We start from the raw sequence: 19,280 nt of genomic DNA, 5'->3' as shown, positions 1-19,280 counted from the left end.
CCTCAGGCTTTGGGCTTGTCATCCTGATCAACACGGATTAGGGATTCGATCTGCGCATACAACTGGGCAGGCTCAAAAGGCTTGAGCATCACAGCGTTCAGGCCCGCGGCCTTGAAACGCTCCAGATCCTGCGGATTGACGTTGGCCGTCAGGCCCATGACGGGCGTGTCGCAGACGGGTGCAGGCAGCGTGTTGCGCAAGGCTGAGGTCGCTTCAATGCCGTCCATCAGCGGCATCACCATGTCCATCAACACCAGGTCAAAACGGTTCTTTTGCAGTGCCGCCAGGGCCTGAGCGCCGTCTTCGGCTTCAACCACCAAGCTGTCGGGCCAAGCATTGAGCAGCACCTTTTTGGCCAGCAAGCGGTTGAGTGGGTGGTCATCCGCTACCAAAAAATGCAATGGGCCAGTGCTGTCCATGGCCGGTACTTTCTGGGGTGCACAGTCCTGCTGTTGCGGCGGATCGCGGGGATCCAGGGGCAGCGTGAACCAGAAGGTTGAGCCTTGACCCACGGTGCTCTCAAAACCAATCTGCCCCCCCATCAATTCCACCAGTCGGCGGGTGATGGACAGGCCCAGGCCATTGCCACCATAACGGGCCTGGATTTCACCCCCAGCTTGTGCAAAGCGCTCAAAAATCCGTTTCTTTTGCGCGTCTTCGATGCCAATGCCGGTGTCTTGTACCGAAAACTTCACGCCCTCCGCCAACTTTTGCACCCGCAAGCTGACATGGCCCTGGTGCGTGAATTTGATGGCGTTGCCCAACAAATTGACCAGCACCTGCATCAAGCGGTGTCGATCGGTGTGCGCCCACTGGGGCACATCGTCGGCGATATCCAGGTGGTACGTCAGGTTCATGCTTTGCTCACGCGGACTGAAGAGGCCGAAGGCGTTGTTCACCGTGTCGTGCAAGGCAAAGGTCTCGAACTGGACTTTGATCTTGCCCGCCTGCAGTTGTGAATAGTCCAGCACATCGTTGATGACGGTCATCAGATGCTCGGCCGACTGGCGCGTGTGGTTCAGGATTTTCAACGCCTGAGCCTGGTCGTTGGCGCGGCCGAGCAGCATGGTGTTGAAGCCAAGGATGGCATTCATGGGTGTGCGCAGCTCATGGCTCACGGTGGCAATGAATTGCTCTCGCAGCGCGGCCGCACGCAGGAGTTCTTGGCGCTTTTCCTCCAGCTGTGCACGGCGGTCCAACCGTGCTCGGAAAGCCTTACGGTAAAGGCTGTCATACAAAAAGACCACCGAGATGGTGACCAGCATGGACACCGTGTTACTGGCAAATGAAGATTTGACCTGCGCCAATCCCACCGTGGGGTTGGGTGGCAACCAGCCATGCCAAGTGGCATAAGACAGACCGCACAGCAAGGCCAGCACCACCAAGAGCCAGAGCAAACCCGCGCGTCGACTCAAGGCATAAAAAGCCACAAGCGGAATGGCCGTACACCAGGCCAGCCGAGGAGAGAAAATACCACCCGACACCCAAGCGGCGTAACTGACCTGCATGAGCGCACACGCCACCCCCAGTTGGACCGCCAGGGACATCGGCATGCCCAGACTGAAGGCCACGACCAACACCACCAGCACCAAAGCAAACGCCAGCGGCACAGGCACCCCATTGGTATAGGGCGTGACCGCAGCCACCAGACCGAGCGCAATGACCATCACCACCACCAAGCCAAACAAATAAGGCATGCGGTCTTGCTGAAAACGGGCCGGTAGCCAGTGCACAACCCGTTCCAGCGCGGTATCCCAACGGCTTGAATACGGCTTCATCGAGCCCCCTTCGACGCACGTTGCCCGACACTGGAAATCTGGGCCACCAGTTGCGCTTCATCCAGCGGCTTGAGAAGCACACCGTTCATGCCCGCGGCCATGCAAAGGTCGCGGTCAACCGGGTTGGTGCTGGCCGTCAGGCCGAGCACGGGCACGTCACGCGCAGGGGCCGGGAAACGGCTGCGCAGGGTCTTCGTCGCTTCCAGACCGTCGACATCCGGCATCACCATGTCCATGAGGACCAAATCAAAGGACTGTGTTTTAAGCAAGGCCAGCGCCTGAACGCCGCCCTGGGCCTCGGTCACCTCGGCGTGTTGGAAGAATTTTTGCAACATCAAACGCGCCACCATCAAGTTCACCGCGTTGTCGTCGACCAACAAAATTCGGATTCGCCGGTTCATCAACTCGGTCCGTTCGGCGTCGGTGACGCCATCGCCTTGCGCGGCCGTCATGGTCAAAGGCAACTCAAACCAGAATGTGGTGCCCTGGCCCTGCACACTGCTCACCCCAATGCGGCCCCCTTGCAGGCTCACCAAACGCTCACTGATGGACAAACCCAAGCCTGTACCGCCGAATTGGCGGTTGGTTTGCAGGTCGGCAAATTCAAATCGGTCAAACACTTGCTGCAAACGGTCAGCCGGAATGCCGATGCCGGTGTCTTCGATCTCAAACAGCACACCCAAGCCGACACTTTTGACGCGCACCTGAATGCGCCCGTGCAAGGTGAATTTGAGCGCGTTGTCCAGCATATTGCGCAAGATCTGCACAAGGCGTTGCCGATCGCCCTTGACCCACATGCCCTGAATCTGGCGAGCGTCCAGCGTCAGTTCCAGGGACTTCGCTGCGGCCTTGTCGGCGTAACGATCCATCACCTCCTGCAGCGTTTCACACAAGGCAAACCGCTCTTCGTTCAAAACCAGAAGGCCCGCCTGCAACTGCGAAAAATCCAGGATGTCATTGACCACTTGCAACAACTGCTCTGTCGAGCGCCGGATGTGGTCCACCACTTCGACGTCTTCAGCCCTGCCCGCCAGCTCCGTGCGCAAAATGCCATTGAGCCCCAGGATCGCGTTCATGGGGGTGCGCAGTTCATGCCCCACCGAGGCGACGAATTCATCCTTGTGGGCTTGCGCCTGACGCAAGGCCAGGTGGGTATGCTCCAGAGAGCGGTTGTGCTTGTCCAATTCATCGCTTTGCTGGCGGTGCATGTAATCAGTGAGGAACACCACCCCCATCGCCATGCAAACTACCAGCACCTTGTTCAACAATGTCCAGGCCAGCACCTCATGGTTCATGAGCGTGAGGCTGCTCAGCACGCCCGTCTGGGTCAAGGCCAGCATCAGCAAATTGACGGCCACCGCCACACCCGCCCAAACCACGGCCGCCACGCGGCTGAGCAGCAAAATGGAAGGCAAGGTGACCACCGTCATCCAGACCATGGTGGTCGAGTTGATGCCGCCTGTGGTCCAGGAGACCGACAACACATAGGCGATCGAGACAAAAAATCCCAGGTTGGCAACAGGCACATACGAAGCACCCGCTTGCACAGCCACAAACAGGAGCAAATACACCAACGCCGCCAGCAGGTGAATGTCGTGGTCATACGCAGGTTGTGCCACGCCGTAAAACAACAAGGAGCACACGACCAGGGACAGCATGCCGAGCTTCAAAAACCAGCGACGGCGTCCACTGGCGGTGTCGTCATGCAAGCCTTTCATGGGGGCCCATTGCATCCAGGTGTTGCGCATGTGCTTCATGTGTGATCAAAACGCCGGAACAACAACTGCTCTACACGCTGACACAACAATTCGGGCTCGAACGGTTTGAGCATCACATCGTTAAGGCCGGAGGCCTTGAAGGCGGAGAGGTCCACGGGGTTCACGTTAGCCGTCAGCCCCATCACAGGCACCGCAGAGGCGGGCTCAGGCCATTCGGTGCGCAATCTGCGCGTGGCTTCAATGCCATCCATCACCGGCATCACCATGTCCATCAAGACGAGGTCAAAACTTTGATCGTGCAATGCGTTCAAGGCATCCAGACCATTGCCCGCTTCCACGGTCTGGCACTGGGGCCAGGCATTTTTCAAAACCTGCTGAACCAGCAAGCGATTGACCGGATGGTCGTCCACGATCAGAAAACGCCAAGGCATTTGAGCGGTTAACAATGTGGCGCTGGTGGCGTGCCCTTTTTGTGCCGGTGCAGCTTCGGCATGCAGCGGCAAGCGCAGCCAAAAGTGCGCGCCTTGTCCCGGCTCACTTTCAAAACCAATTTCGCCGCCGAGCAATTGCGCCAACTTGCGCGAGATCGCCAGGCCCAGACCGTTCCCGCCGTAAAGCGCCTGCGTGTCACTTTCGGCCTGGCTGAAACGATTGAAAATCGTGGCCTGCCGCTCGTGTGCGATCCCAATGCCGGTGTCCTGCACCGAGAAAATCACCCCGGGGTTTTGCCACTGCACGCGCAACACCACCGAGCCCTGGTGGGTGAACTTGAGCGCATTGCCCAAGAAGTTGACCAACACCTGCATCAGGCGGTGCCGATCGGTGTGCACCCACACGGGCAAGTCGTCATCGAGAACCATGCGGTAATCGATGTCCATGCTTTTAACGCGGGGCCAAAACAGCTCAAAAGCATGCGTAACCGTCTGTCGCAGGTCAAAGGTCTCCGACTGAATGACCAACTCACCCGCCTGAAGCTGTGAGTAATCCAGGATGTCGTTGATGACCGTCATCAGGTGGTCTGCCGATTGCTGCGTGTGTTTGAGCACCTTGTGGGCCTCGGGCTTGCCCTCCACACGGGACAGCAAAAGCGCATTGAAGCCCAAAATGGCGTTCATGGGTGTGCGCAACTCATGGCTCACGGTGGCGATGAAATGCTCACGCATCTCCGATGTTTGCTCCAGCTCTTGACGCCGCGCTTCGAGCTCACGCTGATGGTTGCGGCTGGCCTCCAGTGCCTGACGGTAGAGGTGGTCGTACATCAAAGGAACGACGATCAGCACGCAGGTCACCAGCGTGTAGGTCATGAAAGAAGATGGCACATGCCGCATGCCCGTCTCGAACGCTGGCACCCAGCCCAAGTGGTTGGCCAACACCATGACCAACTGCAAAGCCATCGTGATCAACAGCCAGAAAATGCCGGCTTTGCGGCTGATGACATAAAAGGGCGTGAGCGGCAATATCAGCAACCAGGCCAATCGAGGCGAATGAACGCCGCCCGTGGCCCACACGGCATAAAACAGGATCAGCGCACCCAGACCCGTGCCCAAATGGATGGCCCACTGCAATGAAAAACCCTGGTTGACCAAGAGCAGCAAAACAAACAGGAAAAAGGCAAACGTGGTGAACGTGACTTGCGCATACGGATAGGGGCTGATCACCGCATAGGTCAACAACACCACGATGACCATGACCGCAAAAAAGAACACGTAGGGCATCTTGCCCTGTTGGAAGCGCACAGGCAGGCGCGCAGACAACTGCAGCATCCGGGTTTGGAGCCAAGCACTGAGGTTCACAACTTGCCCTCCCGGGCCAGGCGCACGCAACGGCCCACGGTGCGCATCAACTCGGCCGTGTCCATGGGTTTATGCAAAACCTCATTCATGCCTGCAGCCAAACAACGGTCACGATCGACCGGGTTGGTGTTGGCCGTCAAAGCCAATATGGGCATGTGCGCGACCATCGCCGGAAAGTGTTGGCGTATTTGCTGCGTCACCTGCATGCCATCCATGTCCGGCATGATCATGTCGATCAAGGCCACGTCAAACACCTGCTGGTCGAGCAGGGCCAAGGCTTTGGCGCCGCTGTCCACGGTGGTGATGTGGGCATTGGGCCAGCATTTTTGCAGTTGCAACTGGGCCACCATCAGGTTCACCCGGTTGTCGTCCACCACCAAGATGTTCAGGGCCTCGTCGACCAGACCATCGTCCGCCAGGGTGTTGGACACGTCCGTGTCCTGCGCGGCCTGCAAAGGAATTTCAAACCAGAACAATGCCCCATGCCCCTCCTGGCTGTCCACACCGATGCGGCCCCCATGCAGGGTGACCAGCTTTTCACACAGTGTCAGCCCCAAGCCCGTGCCGCCATACGCGCGGTTGGTCTGGACATCGGCGTGCTCAAAGCGTCGAAAAATGTGCTGCTGCCGCTGCCGCGCAATGCCCCGCCCCGAGTCCTGCACCTCGAATCGCAGGCACTCTCCACGGGCCTGCAAACGGACATGGATGGCACCTTCGGTTGTGAACTTGATGGCGTTGTCGACCAGGTTGTTCAGGATCTGGAGCAGGCGGTTTCGATCCCCGTGCACGCGGCAAGGCACAGCGGCATCCAGCTCGAAACGTAAAGCCAAGCCCTTGCTCGAGGCCTTGTCGGCATGGCGCTGCTGCAGTTCATCCATCAAGGTTTGGGGGGCAAAGTCGGCGCAGTTCAAGCGCAACTTGTCCGCTTGCAGCTGTGAAAAATCCAGGATGTCGTTGACCACCTGCAACAAATGTTCGGTCGAGCGGCGAATGTGCCCCACCACCGCCAACTGCTCGGGGTTGTCCGAGAGTTCACGGCGCAGCACCCCGTTGAAACCCAGAATCACATTCATCGGGGTGCGCAGCTCGTGGCCCACAGCAGCCACAAATTCGTCCTTGTGCGCCTGTGCCCGGATCAGCGCTTCATGGGTGGCCTTGAGTTCATCATTGCGCTGGTTGAGTTTGCGCAGTTGCACTTTGTGCAGGTGCTCATAAATGCGCACCCCCATCATCAGGTTCAGAAGCGCCAGCAAATGGTTCAGATAAGCCCAGGTCACCACCGACGAGGACACAGTCACATGGCTGCCGACCCAGCCCATCCAGGTGATCCAGGTGAGCAACAGAATCGACAGCAGCATGATGCCAATCCAGACGAGCGTGGCGGCGCGTCCCAGCAACAACAACACCGGTACCGACAAGACATTGAGCCAAACCACGGTGGTGGAATTGATGCCCCCTGTGTGCATGGCCGTGTAAATCGTCAACAGCACCGTGAGTGCGGTGACGGTGTGGACAATAAGCTCAAAGATCGCCCGAACACGCACCACTGAAAACAGGCAAACCGACAACACCGACACCATCAGACAAGCCTGCGATATCCGCTCAACCGGCGTGAACAAATAACCAAAGAATGTCGTCAAGCCCACCAGGATCAAATAGATGGTGAGCATTTCCTGACGCAAAAACCCGTTTGGACGAAACAAGGTTCGCCAAAAGGCCTTGGACAGTTTTTGCGTACCGCGCAGCACCAGCTTATCCGCGCAATTTTTCAATCAGGCCATTGAGCTCATCGAGCGAGCCGAACTGGATCGACAACTCGCCCATCTCTTCGATCTTGCCCAAGCGCTTGACGCGCTTTTTCACACGCACCTCGACCTCCGCCATGAGCAGATCCGACAGCTCTTCTTCCACCCGCCGGATGTCGCGGGATTTTTCCTTTTTGGGTTTTTGATGCACCAGGTTGAATTCGGCACCGAGCTTTTTGGCCAGACTTTCGGCTTCGCGCACCGACAGTTTTTTGGCCGAGATCTGGTTGGCGGCGGTGATTTGGGCCGCCTTGTCGAGCGACAGCAAAGCACGGGCATGGCCCATGTCCAGGTCACCGGCCATCAACATGCTCTGGACCGGATCGGCCAGATTCAGCAGACGCAAGAGGTTGCTGGCGGCACTGCGTGAGCGGCCCACCGCCTGCGCGGCTGATTCGTGAGTGAGCCCAAACTCTTTGATCAGGCGTTGCAGGCCTTGGGCTTCTTCGAGCGGATTGAGGTCTTCGCGCTGGATGTTCTCGATCAGGGCCATGGCCGCGGCGGCCTCGTTGGGCACGTCACGCACCAAAACAGGGACAGACTCCAGCCCCGCCAGACGCGAAGCGCGGAAACGCCGCTCGCCCGCGATGATCTCGTACTTGCCAGCGTTGTCGCCCTCGCTCAGCTGACGCACCAGGATCGGCTGCATGATGCCTTGCGCCTTGATGGATTCGGCCAACTCGTACAAAGCGCCCTCGTCCATGCGGGTGCGCGGCTGGTACATGCCGGCCACCATCTGGTCGAGCTTGAGCTGGGTGGGCACACCCGTTTCGGCGGTCATGTCGGCAACGGGTGCGTCCTGCACTTTGGGGCCCAGCAGGGCTTCAAGTCCGCGGCCCAGGCCTTTGGGTTTTTTGGTGACCATGGTCAATCCTTCAGTAATGTTTGCAACAGCGCATGGCCCTGCGGCCAATCGCCCAGCGATGAATCGGCGTTGATGTGCCCGGCTTCACCCAAGTCCACCCAAGTGGCGCCCCAAGCGTGGGCCAAACCTTGGGCACGCCGGGCGGCGCAATAGGGGTCGTTCTGGCTGCCCACCAGGATGCTTTTGAACGGCAATGGCTGGCGCACGATGGGCGACCAGCCGGGCAGGCGGTGGTTCAATTCAGGGGCTTCGGTGTCTCCCGGAGCCACCAGCAAAGCCCCTCGCACTCTGGCCGTGTGCCGGGACACAGAGGCCCAGGCGGCCACCAAAATGCAGCCCAGACTGTGGGCGGCAAAAACCACCGGTCCTGGCGCATCGATCACGGTCTCGTCCAGACGCGCCAACCAGTCCCCGCGCAAGGGGTGCAGCCAATCGTTTTGCTCGACCACGGCATAGCCATGCAGACGCGCCCAACGCATTTGCCAATGCTCGGCACCACTGCCTTGCCAGCCCGGCAAGATCAGCACCGTGGCCGCTTGGGCCAGAGCACCATCGAGCGGCAGGGATTGCGCCTGAAACGACATCGTCAAACCGCTCAGAGCGTGGGCGCGCGCAGCACCAGTTCACGCGCAAAGTCGACATAGGCCTGGCTGCCCTTGGCAGGCGGATCAAATACCACGCCCGGCAAGCCGTAGCTCGGCGCTTCGGCCAGGCGCACATTGCGCGGGATCACGGTGTCGAAGACCTTGTCGCCAAAGTGGGCCTTGAGCTGGTCGCTGACTTGCATCTGCAAGGTGATGCGCGGGTCAAACATGACACGCAGCAAGCCGATAATTTTCAGGTCCTTGTTCAGGTTGGCGTGCACCTGCTTGATGGTGTTGACCAGATCGGTCAGGCCTTCGAGCGCGAAGTATTCGCACTGCATGGGTACGATCACGCCATGGGCCGAGCAGAGGCCGTTGAGCGTGAGCATGGACAAGGACGGTGGGCAGTCAATCAACACAAAGTCGTAATCGGCATCGACCACGGCCAAGGCATTTTTCAAGCGTTGGTCGCGGTGCTCCAGCTGCACCAGCTCGACCTCGGCCCCGGCCAGTTCGCGGTTGGCGCTGAGCACGTCGTAGCCGCATTTGTCGGCCTTGACCACGGCTTCGGCGATCGAGGCCGACTCCAGCAAGACATCGTAAACGCTCAACTCAACCGCGCGTTTATCGATGCCCGAACCCATGGTGGCATTGCCCTGCGGGTCCAAGTCCACCAGCAGCACCCGCTGCCCGACTTTGGCCAAGCCTGCGGCCAGGTTCACGGTGGTGGTGGTTTTGCCAACGCCACCCTTTTGGTTGGCAATGCAGAAAACCTTGGCCATACTGCGCTTTCGGGGTTATTTGGACATGGCCAGCTTGATGCCAAAGCCGACCAGAAAAATGCCGGCCACCTTTTCCAGCACCCGCCCCACCAAAGGGTTGGCGCGCATGCGCTCGGCCAGGTGGTGCGTGAGCAAGGTCATGCCCAGGCCATACAAAAAGGTCAACGCGGCAATGGTGGCCGCCATGACGCCAAAGCTGACCCAACCCAAATGGGTTTGGGGGTCTACGAACAATGGAAAGAAGGCCATGTAAAAGACGATGGCCTTGGGGTTGAGCAAGGTGATAGCCAGGGCCTGTTGAAAATACTGGCAGGGCCGGATGTTCAGCACAGGCGCATCCCCCGGTTTGGCAGACAGCATCTTCCAGCCCAGCCAGGCCAAGTACACCGCGCCCAACCATTGGATGGCCACAAATGCCGCCGGGTAGGTGGTCAGCACCGCCGCCACACCTGCGACCGCCAGCCACATGAGCACCTGGTCCCCGGCGATCACGCCCAGGGTGGCCATGAGGCCACCGGCCACGCCGCCCTTGCTGGTGGAGGTGATGAGGGCCAGATTGCCCGGGCCGGGAATGGCCAGAAACACCACGATGGCCGCCACAAATGCGCCGTAATCCGAGATGCCAAAGAACATGAGGAGCTTTCCGAAAAACGAGAACGTCTGGTGCGCGCCTTATTTGGCCAACACCATCCTGAAACCAAAACCCACCAGGCACAAACCCGCCAGTTTTTGCAAGGAGGATGACAACTTGGGATGGGCGCGGAGGCGTTCGGCCATGTGGTGGGTGACCCAGACTACCCCGAAACAGTACACAAATCCCAGCGCTGCGATGGTCCCGGCCATCACACCAAAAGTCACCCAACCCTGATGCTGGACCGGGTCGATGAACTGCGGGAAAAACGCCAAATAAAACATGATCGCCTTGGGGTTGAGCAAGGTGATGAGCAATGTTTCCCGAAAATAATGCCCGGGCGTGATCTGCAGACTGGGCACCTCGCCCGGCTTGGACATGAGCATCTTGCCACCCAGCCATAACAAATAAGCCGCCCCCAACCACTGCAAGGCCATGAACAAAGGCGGGTAGGTCTTGAGCATGGCGGCCACACCGGCCACCGTGAGCCACAGCGAAATCTGGTCCCCCAAAAGCAGGCCCATCACCGAAGCCAGGCCACCCGGCATTCCGCCTTTGCTGGCCGAGCTGATCAGTGCCAGGTTACCGGGACCAGGCAAAAACAAAAGCAGGACAAAGGCCGCAGCGAATGCGCCGTAATCCGAGATACCAAACATATCTGCACTTTCAGGGGGAATGTGGCGAGTGTACGTGATGCCCTTCGGGCAACCCCTCAAACAGCGTGTTTCACGTGAAACACGCCCGCATTCACGGCGTTTGGGGCTTCATCCAGACCATGCAACGCTCCACGTCCAGGCCAGGCACCTTCAAAGGTTCCACGTGAAACACCTGAACATCCGTCGGCAGTGCGTCAATTTCACCCTGTGGGTGCTTGCCCTTCATGGCCATCCAGACCCCGCCGTCGGCGAGGGCCGAACGGGACCAGGTGACAAAGTCAGGCAAAGAGGCAAAGGCCCTGGAGCAAATGATCTGGTACGGATCGGTCAGGGACTCGACCCGAGCGTGCACACCACGCAAATTGGGCAGCTTCAAACTCACCGCCACCTGCTGCACAAAGGCGGCTTTTTTGGCCACCGTGTCGACACAGCTCACGTTCAACTCTGGCAAGCAAATGGCCAAGACCACGCCAGGCAGGCCACCACCCGAACCCACATCCAGCACCCGAACAGGCTGGCCCTGGTTATGTCGGCGCAAAGGGGCAATGGCGGTCAGGCTGTCCAACAGGTGGTGCGTGAGCATGTCCGCCGGGTCGCGCAACGCGGTCAGGTTGTAGACCTTGTTCCATTTCTGGATCAGCGCCGCATAGTCCAGCAAATGCTGGATTTGCGCATCCGTCAAAGCCAAACCCAAGGCTTGCGCACCCGAGCGCAGCCCAGCCTCCAGATTCACGCTCATGCCTGCACGCCTTCCTCAGCCGCTTGCATGAAGCCTTTGAAACCACCCTTTTTCAGGTGAATTAACAACAAAGACACGCTGGCCGGTGTGATGCCGGAGATGCGTGAGGCTTGACCCAGGGTTTCAGGACGGTGCTTGGCCAACTTCTGCCGCGCCTCGATCGACAAGGCCGAGACCTGCATGTAGTCGAGATTCTCGGGCAGGCGCAGGTGCTCGTAAAACGCAGCCCGCTCCACCTCCCCTTTTTGGCGGTCGATGTAACCCGAATACTTGGCCGCGATCTCGACCTGTTCAATCACCGGGGCGCTCAAATCGCCCAGTGTTTCACGTGAAACATCGGCACTTGCCATGCGCCCACCATCCAAAGACATCAGGTCAGGGTATGACACATTCGGTCTGCGCAACAAATCGAACAGGTTGTGCTCGTGCTCAATGGCCTTGCCCAAAACCCGCTCGGATTCCGCTGCGGGCAGGTTGCGCGGGTTCACCCAAGTGGATTTCAGGCGCTCTGTTTCACGTGAAACAGCATCGCGTTTGCGGCTGAACGCGTCCCAACGGGCGTCATCGACCAGGCCCATTTGTCGCCCCACTTCAGTCAAACGGGCATCGGCATTGTCTTCGCGCAGCTGCAGGCGGAACTCCGCCCGGCTGGTGAACATGCGGTAAGGCTCGGTCACGCCCTGGGTCACCAGGTCGTCCACCAGCACACCCAAATACGCCTGGTCGCGTGCAGGTGTCCAGGCGGCTTCGCCCCGGCATTGCAGCGCAGCGTTGATGCCCGCGAACAGGCCCTGGGCCGCAGCTTCTTCGTAACCGGTCGTGCCGTTGATCTGACCCGCAAAGAACAAGCCGTTGATCTGCTTCGTCTCAAAACTGTTCTTGAGTGAGCGCGGGTCGAAATAGTCGTATTCGATGGCGTAGCCCGGGCGCAGGATGTGGCAATTTTCCAGCCCCTTCATCGACCGCACCAGATCGTACTGGATGTCAAACGGCAAGCTGGTCGAGATGCCGTTGGGGTAATACTCGTTCGTGGTCAGGCCTTCGGGCTCCAGAAAAATCTGGTGGCTGTCCTTGTCGGCAAAGCGGTTGATCTTGTCTTCGACGCTCGGGCAATAACGCGGGCCCACGCCTTCGATCTTGCCGGTGAACATGGGGCTGCGGTCAAAGCCGGAGCGGATGATCTCGTGTGTGCGCTCGTTGGTGTGGGTGATCCAGCACGGCACTTGCTGCGGGTGCATGCTCGCCTTGCCCATGAAGCTTAACACCGGCACCCCACCCTCGGGGTTCATGCCACCGGGGACGCCGTCGCCGGGCTGCTCGGTGCATTTCGAAAAATCAATGGTGCGCCCATCCAGGCGCGGCGGCGTGCCGGTCTTCAGGCGCCCTTGCGGCAGCTTCAGTTCCTTCAGACGCGCCGACAGGCTCACCGCCGGGGGGTCACCCGCTCGGCCCGCTGAATAGTTCTGCAAGCCCACATGGATCTTGCCGTCCAGAAAGGTGCCTGCGGTCAGCACCACGGTACGCGAACGGAAACGGATGCCCACCTGCGTCACGGCGCCCACTACCCGGTCACCTTCCACCATCAAATCATCGACGGCCTGCTGGAACAGCCACAAATTGGGCTGGTTCTCCAGCATGCGACGGATGGCGGCTTTGTAGAGGATGCGGTCGGCCTGGGCGCGGGTGGCGCGCACGGCCGGGCCTTTGGAACTGTTGAGGATGCGGAACTGGATACCGCCTTCGTCGGTGGCCAGCGCCATGGCGCCGCCCAAGGCATCCACCTCTTTGACCAGATGCCCCTTGCCAATGCCGCCAATACTGGGGTTGCAGCTCATCTGGCCCAGCGTCTCGATGTTGTGGGTGAGCAAGATCGTTTTACAACCCATGCGCGCAGCCGCCAGTGCAGCCTCGGTTCCGGCATGGCCGCCGCCGACCACGATCACATCGAATTCTTGAGGGTAAAGCATGAGAAGTCCGCCTTGAATGAAGGCCAAAAATGGGCGCCGCCTGCGCCGTGGGCCGCCCTGCCACGGGGTCAGCTGAAGCGGCTGATTTTACAGGCAGGGGGTCAGACCTGCGGCCCTTGCGGTTATGCACCAAACGCATGACCTGACAGCCAAGCGGCCTTGGACGGCGGCGTGTTCCCGCCCTACCATTTGCACCACTGAAAAACCGTCAGTTTCAAGAAAGGCGACGAAACATGTCCAATTCACCTGTAGGCATCACCGCCACAAGCGCCCATGCACTGCCCTCTTATTTGAACCCAGAGCACCTTGGCCCCTGGGGGATTTACCTGCAGCAAGTCGACCGCGTCACGCCCTATCTGGGCAGCTTGTCGCGCTGGGTCGAAACACTCAAACGCCCCAAACGCGCCCTGATCGTGGACGTGCCGATCGAGCTGGACAACGGCACCATGGCCCACTTTGAGGGCTACCGCGTGCAGCACAACACCAGCCGAGGCCCGGGCAAAGGCGGCGTGCGCTTTCACCAGGATGTGACGCTGTCCGAAGTCATGGCCTTGTCGGCCTGGATGTCGGTGAAAAACGCGGCCGTCAACCTGCCTTTTGGCGGCGCCAAGGGCGGCATCCGGGTCGACCCCAAAACCCTGTCACGCGGCGAGCTGGAGCGCCTGACACGCCGCTACACCAGCGAGATCGGCATCATCATCGGCCCGACCAAGGACATTCCGGCCCCGGACGTGAACACCAACGAACAGATCATGGCCTGGATGATGGACACTTATTCGATGAACGAAGGCGCCACCGCCTCGGGCGTGGTGACCGGCAAGCCCTTGGCCTTGGGCGGCTCTCTGGGGCGACGCGAAGCCACCGGGCGGGGTGTCTTCACGGTGGGTCAGGAAGCCGCGCAACACATCGGTCTGGACATCGCCAAGGCCCGTATCACCGTGCAAGGCTTTGGCAATGTGGGCGGCATTGCGGCCAAGCTGTTTGCGCAGGCCGGGGCCACGGTGGTCGCGGTGCAGGACCACGGCGGCACGGTTTATCAGGCGTCTGGTCTGGACGTGCCCGCCCTGCTGAGCCATGTTGGGGAGAACGGCAGCGTCAAGGGGTTCGCGCCTGCAGAGACCCTGCCTGATGCGCAGTTCTGGGGGGTGGACTGCGACATCCTGATCCCGGCCGCACTGGAGCAGCAAATCACCGCCGCCAATGCCCACCAGATCCAGACCCGCATGGTGATCGAAGGCGCCAACGGCCCCACCACCCCCGAAGCCGACGACATCCTGCACGAACGCGGCATCCTGGTCGTGCCCGATGTGATCGCCAACGCGGGCGGCGTGACGGTCAGCTACTTTGAATGGGTGCAGGATTTCTCCAGCTTTTTCTGGAGCGAAGATGACATCAACACCCGCTTGGTGCGTATCATGCACGAAGCTTTTGCCGCCATCTGGCAAGTGGCCGACGAGCACCGCGTCAGTCTGCGCACAGCCACCTTCATCGTGGCTTGCACGCGCATTTTGCAAGCACGCGAATTGCGCGGTTTATACCCCTGACATCCGGTTTTTACGCACAGACCCAAAAGACCGTTTGTCCATCAAGCAAGGCGTTCAAGGCTTCAAAGGCAAGGCCCCTACGGCCTTGACCTCGCCCAGCGAAAAACTGGTGTGCAAGTCTTTCACATTGGGCAAATTGATCAACACATCGCGGGCAAACTGGCTGAAGGTGTTCAGGTCTTTGCTGACCACCTGCAGCTCGAAGGTGCCAGTGCCGCTGATGTAGTGGCAAGAGATCACTTCCGGGATCTTGAGGATCGCCTCCTCCAGTTGGCGTGTGATGTCGCCTCGGTTGCGCTCGGCATCCAGGCGTACGAAGGCGAACACGTCCAGCCCCACTTTTTGACGGTCGATTTCGGCGCGATAACCTTTGATGACGCCCGCCTCTTCCAGCGCCCGCACCCGCCGCCAACACGGCGCTGCCGACAGGCCGACACGCTGAGCCAACTCGGCGTTGGTCAAGCGCCCATCACGCTGCAGTTCATTCAATATCGCCCAGTCGAATTTATCCAGTGTTTCCAAAATAGGCCTCATTGAGCAAGATTCTTTCAAATCATAGGGCAAATCCTGTCACAGAAAGCAAGCACTTGTCGGCTTGGCCGTCCTACACTGTGTTTTCCATTGATTGCCGCAGGACACACCATGAACGCCCCTTTGCCCGAATCGATTCGCCAGGCTCTGGAAACCGTGACGCTGGACGACAAATACAGCCTCGATGTCGGCCGCGCCTTCATGAGCGGCGTGCAGGCCCTGGTCAAGCTGCCCATGCTGCAACGCCAGCGCGACACCCTGCAAGGCAAGAACACCGCCGGCTTCATCAGCGGCTACCGGGGCTCGCCACTGGGCAGCTACGACCAGTCGCTGTGGAAAGCCAAGGACCACCTCAAGGCCCAGCACATCGTGTTCCAGCCCGGCGTGAACGAAGAACTCGCTGCCACTGCTTTGTGGGGCACACAGCAACTGGGCTTTGCGCCACCCGGCACCAACAAGTTCGATGGCGTGTTCGGCATCTGGTACGGCAAAGGCCCCGGTGTGGACCGCTGCTCTGATGTGTTCAAGCACGCCAACATGGCGGGCACCACACCTTGGGGGGGCGTGCTGGCGGTGGCGGGCGACGACCATGTGGCCAAAAGCTCCACCGCCGCGCACCAAAGCGACCACATCTTCAAGGCCTGCGGCCTGCCCGTGTTTTTCCCGGCCAGCGTGCAGGACATCCTGGACCAAGGTCTGCACGCCCTGGCCTTGAGCCGCTTTGCGGGCATCTGGTCGGGGATGAAGACGATTCAGGAAATCGTCGAGTCGAGTGCCACCGCGCACATCGACCCCGAGCGTGTGCAAATCGTGTTGCCCGAATTCGTCATGCCCCCTGGCGGCGTGCACATCCGCTGGCCCGATACCGCACTGGAGCAGGAAGCCCGTCTGTTCGACTACAAGTGGTACGCGGCTCTCGCCTACATCCGCGCCAACAAACTCAACCACAACGTCATCCAGGGACCGAATGACCGCTTTGGCCTGATCGCCAGCGGCAAAGCCTACAACGACACGCGCCAAGCCCTGCTGGACCTGGGGTTGGATGACGCCACCTGCCAGCGCCTGGGCATCCGGGTGCACAAGGTGGGCGTGGTCTGGCCGCTTGAAGCACAAACCACCCGCGAATTCGCCACCGGGTTGCGCGAAATTTTGGTGGTCGAAGAAAAGCGCCAAGTCATCGAATACCAGCTGAAAGAAGAGCTGTACAACTGGCGTGACGATGTGCGCCCCAACATCCTGGGCAAATTCGATGAAGCCGACGGCGACATCTCGGGTGGTGAATGGTCCATCCCCAACCCGACCGAGCGCACGCTGCTGCGAGCCAACGCCGACCTGACCCCGGCCCTGATTGCGCGGGCCATTGCCAAGCGCTTGAAGAAAATGGGTGTGGACGCCGACACCACCGCCCGCATCGACGCGCACCTGGCCGTTCTGGACGCCAAGGAAAAATCGCTCCAAACCCTGACCCTGGGCGCGGCCGCCGAGCGCACCCCCTGGTTCTGCTCAGGCTGCCCGCACAACACCTCCACCAAGGTGCCCGAAGGTTCACGCGCCATGGCGGGCATTGGCTGCCATTTCATGAGCATCTGGATGGACCGCAGCACGGTAGGCTTCACGCAGATGGGCGGCGAAGGCGTGCCATGGACGGGCCAACAACCCTTCAGCACCGACCAGCACATTTTTGCCAACATCGGCGATGGGACCTATTTCCACAGCGGCATTTTGGCGGTGCGCCAAAGCGTGGCCTCGGGTGTGAATATCACCTACAAAATTTTGTACAACGATGCCGTGGCCATGACCGGCGGCCAGCAAGTCGGCGAGCGCCCCGAAGGTCACAGTGTGGTGCAAATTGCCATGAGCATGAAGGCCGAAGGTGCTCAGCGCATCGTGGTCGTGACCGACGAACCGGACAAATACGATGGCGTGGCTTTGGCCGAAGGCGTGCGGGTGTTCCACCGCGATGAACTCGACCGCATCCAGCGCGAAATGCGCGAGATCAAAGGCACCACCGTCATCATTTACGACCAGACCTGCGCCACCGAAAAACGCCGCCGCCGCAAGCGCGGCACCATGGTCGACCCTGCGGTGCGCGTAATGATCAACGAAGAAGTGTGTGAGGGCTGTGGCGACTGCGGTGTGCAGTCCAACTGCCTGTCGGTCGAACCGCTCGAGACACCCTTGGGCCGCAAGCGCACCATCAACCAAAGCACCTGCAACAAGGACACCAGCTGCCTCAAAGGCTTCTGCCCCAGCTTTGTCACGGTGGAAGGCGGCACGTTCAAAAAGAAAGCCTCGTCCAGCACAAGCACGCTGAACCCTGCCAATTTGGGCGCTTTGCCAGAACCTGAACTGCCCCTCATCACCCAACCCTGGGGCATGGTGGTCGCAGGCGTGGGCGGCACAGGCGTCATCACCATCGGCCAGCTGCTGGGCATGGCCGCACACATCGAAGGCAAGGGCATCGTCACACAAGACTCGGCCGGTCTGGCGCAAAAAGGCGGCGCGACCTGGAGCCATATCCTGGTGGCCAACAGCCAGAACGAGATCCGCACCACCCGCGTGAGCATGGCCGCTGCCGACCTGATCATCGGTTGTGACCCAATCGTGAGCGCCTCCAAGGAAACGACATTGCGCATGCGTGCAGGCCGCACCCATGTGGCCCTGAACAGCAACAGCACACCCACCGCCGCGTTTGTGAAAAACGGCAACTGGCAAAACCCGGCCGAGCAATGCGTGGCCGAAATCACCGCACAAGTGGGCGTGGAAGGCGTGGGCGCTTTTGACGCCGATGCCCTGGCCAAGCAACTCATGGGCGACACGATTTATGTGAACCCCATGATCCTGGGCTACGCCTGGCAAAAAGGCTGGGTGCCATTGCGCCGTGAGTCTTTGGTGCGGGCCATCGAGCTCAACGACGTGCAGGTCAAAAACAACCTCGCTGCTTTTGAATGGGGTCGCCACGCCGCACACCAGCCCGATGCGCTGATGAAAACCCTCCAGCCTGCCCAAGTGATCCAGTTCAAAAAACGTGAATCACTGGAAGACCTGATCGCCGACCGCATGGCACGCTTGACCGATTACCAAAATGCCGATTACGCCAAACGCTACCAGGCATTCATCGCCCAGGTTCAATCAGCCGAAGCCCCTTTGGGAAAGAGCACATTGACCGAAACCGTGGCACGTCATTTGTACAAGCTGATGGCCTACAAGGATGAATACGAAGTCGCCCGCTTGCACACCCAAACAGGTTTTCTGGCGCGCATTCAAAACAGCTTTGAAGGTGACTTCAAAGTGCATTACCACCTGGCCCCACCGCTCTTGGCCAAACGAAACAACAAAGGTGAGTTGATCAAACAGAAATTTGGACCCGCCATGTTGACGGGCTTCAAATTGCTGGCCTCATTGAAGGGCTTGCGTGGCACCTGGTTTGATGTGTTTGGACGCACTGAAGAACGACAAACCGAGCGCGCCTTGATCCAGGAATACATGCAGCACATGAGGCATGCCATTCAAGGTCTGAACCTTGAAAACCATGCTCAGGCTTTGCGCATGGCACAAGTGCCTGAAAACATCAAAGGCTTTGGCCATGTCAAGGAACGCAATATCAAGGCGGCACGGGCTTTGTGGGCTTCCTTGCGGGCGCAATGATTGACGATGCCTCTTTAAACCCGTTGAAAACCATGGACACCCGATCAAATCGGGTGTGACAGAGTCACAACAAACCAATCTTGGTGAATTCGTCATACCCGCGCATGCGCATATGCGCTAACTTAATATCTTACGCAACGTTGCCCTCTGTGAGCGGCGTTTTCGGCTCGGTTCAGCCAAACGGTAGCGTAGGTCCTGCCATCGCCTGATCGCATCGGTCACCCGAAGATTAGGCGCGA

Annotated in this window: 14 protein-coding genes; 2 read left to right on the top strand and 12 right to left on the bottom strand. The window is 59.6% G+C overall.

What is annotated here, in order from left to right:
- Nucleotides 1-2 precede the first annotated feature (2 nt).
- From B9Z34_RS13470 to mnmG, 11 genes are all read right to left on the bottom strand, one after another.
- Nucleotides 3-1,778, bottom strand: coding sequence for an ATP-binding protein (locus B9Z34_RS13470; RefSeq protein WP_108428639.1), 1,776 nt, complete (start codon nt 1,776-1,778; stop codon nt 3-5).
- Entirely contained in the window at nt 1,775-3,535 is a 1,761-nt protein-coding gene (locus B9Z34_RS13465; RefSeq protein WP_108428638.1) for a hybrid sensor histidine kinase/response regulator, read from the bottom strand. The genes B9Z34_RS13470 and B9Z34_RS13465 overlap by 4 nt, the downstream gene beginning before the upstream one ends.
- Nucleotides 3,532-5,289 carry an ATP-binding protein gene (locus B9Z34_RS13460; RefSeq protein ID WP_146179665.1) on the bottom strand — a complete coding sequence of 586 codons (1,758 nt, stop codon included), beginning with the start codon at nt 5,287-5,289 and terminating at the stop codon, nt 3,532-3,534. The genes B9Z34_RS13465 and B9Z34_RS13460 overlap by 4 nt, the downstream gene beginning before the upstream one ends.
- Complete coding sequence (locus tag B9Z34_RS13455; protein ID WP_146179664.1) at nt 5,286-6,959, bottom strand: ATP-binding protein; 1,674 nt, start codon at nt 6,957-6,959, stop codon at nt 5,286-5,288. The genes B9Z34_RS13460 and B9Z34_RS13455 overlap by 4 nt, the downstream gene beginning before the upstream one ends.
- A gap of 82 nt (nt 6,960-7,041) precedes the next feature.
- Nucleotides 7,042-7,959 (bottom strand): ParB/RepB/Spo0J family partition protein, encoded by a 918-nt coding sequence (locus B9Z34_RS13450; protein WP_108428635.1) that lies wholly within the window; start codon nt 7,957-7,959, stop codon nt 7,042-7,044.
- 2 nt (nt 7,960-7,961) lie between these two features.
- Nucleotides 7,962-8,543 (bottom strand): alpha/beta hydrolase, encoded by a 582-nt coding sequence (locus B9Z34_RS13445; protein WP_108428634.1) that lies wholly within the window; start codon nt 8,541-8,543, stop codon nt 7,962-7,964.
- Between the two features lie 11 nt (nt 8,544-8,554).
- A complete protein-coding gene (locus tag B9Z34_RS13440) occupies nt 8,555-9,325 on the bottom strand; it encodes a ParA family protein (RefSeq protein WP_108428633.1) in 771 nt (256 codons plus the stop codon).
- Between the two features lie 15 nt (nt 9,326-9,340).
- Entirely contained in the window at nt 9,341-9,958 is a 618-nt protein-coding gene (locus B9Z34_RS13435) for a LysE family translocator (RefSeq protein ID WP_108428632.1), read from the bottom strand.
- Between the two features lie 39 nt (nt 9,959-9,997).
- Nucleotides 9,998-10,612, bottom strand: a complete 615-nt coding sequence (locus tag B9Z34_RS13430) for a LysE family transporter (protein ID WP_108428631.1) — start codon at nt 10,610-10,612, stop codon at nt 9,998-10,000.
- 91 nt (nt 10,613-10,703) lie between these two features.
- Nucleotides 10,704-11,351 carry a 16S rRNA (guanine(527)-N(7))-methyltransferase RsmG gene (gene rsmG, locus B9Z34_RS13425; RefSeq protein ID WP_199220133.1) on the bottom strand — a complete coding sequence of 216 codons (648 nt, stop codon included), beginning with the start codon at nt 11,349-11,351 and terminating at the stop codon, nt 10,704-10,706.
- Complete coding sequence (mnmG, locus tag B9Z34_RS13420; protein WP_108428630.1) at nt 11,348-13,318, bottom strand: tRNA uridine-5-carboxymethylaminomethyl(34) synthesis enzyme MnmG; 1,971 nt, start codon at nt 13,316-13,318, stop codon at nt 11,348-11,350. Before mnmG ends, rsmG begins: the two co-directional genes overlap by 4 nt.
- A gap of 233 nt (nt 13,319-13,551) precedes the next feature.
- On the opposite strand from mnmG, the gene B9Z34_RS13415 reads away from it, so the two are divergent.
- Nucleotides 13,552-14,862 carry a Glu/Leu/Phe/Val dehydrogenase gene (locus B9Z34_RS13415; RefSeq protein ID WP_199220132.1) on the top strand — a complete coding sequence of 437 codons (1,311 nt, stop codon included), beginning with the start codon at nt 13,552-13,554 and terminating at the stop codon, nt 14,860-14,862.
- 54 nt (nt 14,863-14,916) lie between these two features.
- Here B9Z34_RS13415 and B9Z34_RS13410 read toward each other — a convergent pair whose 3' ends face one another.
- Nucleotides 14,917-15,384, bottom strand: a complete 468-nt coding sequence (locus B9Z34_RS13410; RefSeq protein WP_108428629.1) for an Lrp/AsnC family transcriptional regulator — start codon at nt 15,382-15,384, stop codon at nt 14,917-14,919.
- Between the two features lie 120 nt (nt 15,385-15,504).
- Here B9Z34_RS13410 and B9Z34_RS13405 point away from each other — a divergent pair, with 120 nt between their 5' ends.
- Nucleotides 15,505-19,041, top strand: coding sequence for an indolepyruvate ferredoxin oxidoreductase family protein (locus B9Z34_RS13405; protein WP_108428628.1), 3,537 nt, complete (start codon nt 15,505-15,507; stop codon nt 19,039-19,041).
- The last annotated feature ends 239 nt before the right edge of the window (nt 19,042-19,280 follow it).

It is taken from the genome of Limnohabitans sp. Hippo3 (assembly GCF_003063665.1).
GTDB lineage: Bacteria > Pseudomonadota > Gammaproteobacteria > Burkholderiales > Burkholderiaceae_C > Limnohabitans_A.
This window is presented reverse-complemented; position numbering and strand designations above follow the sequence as displayed.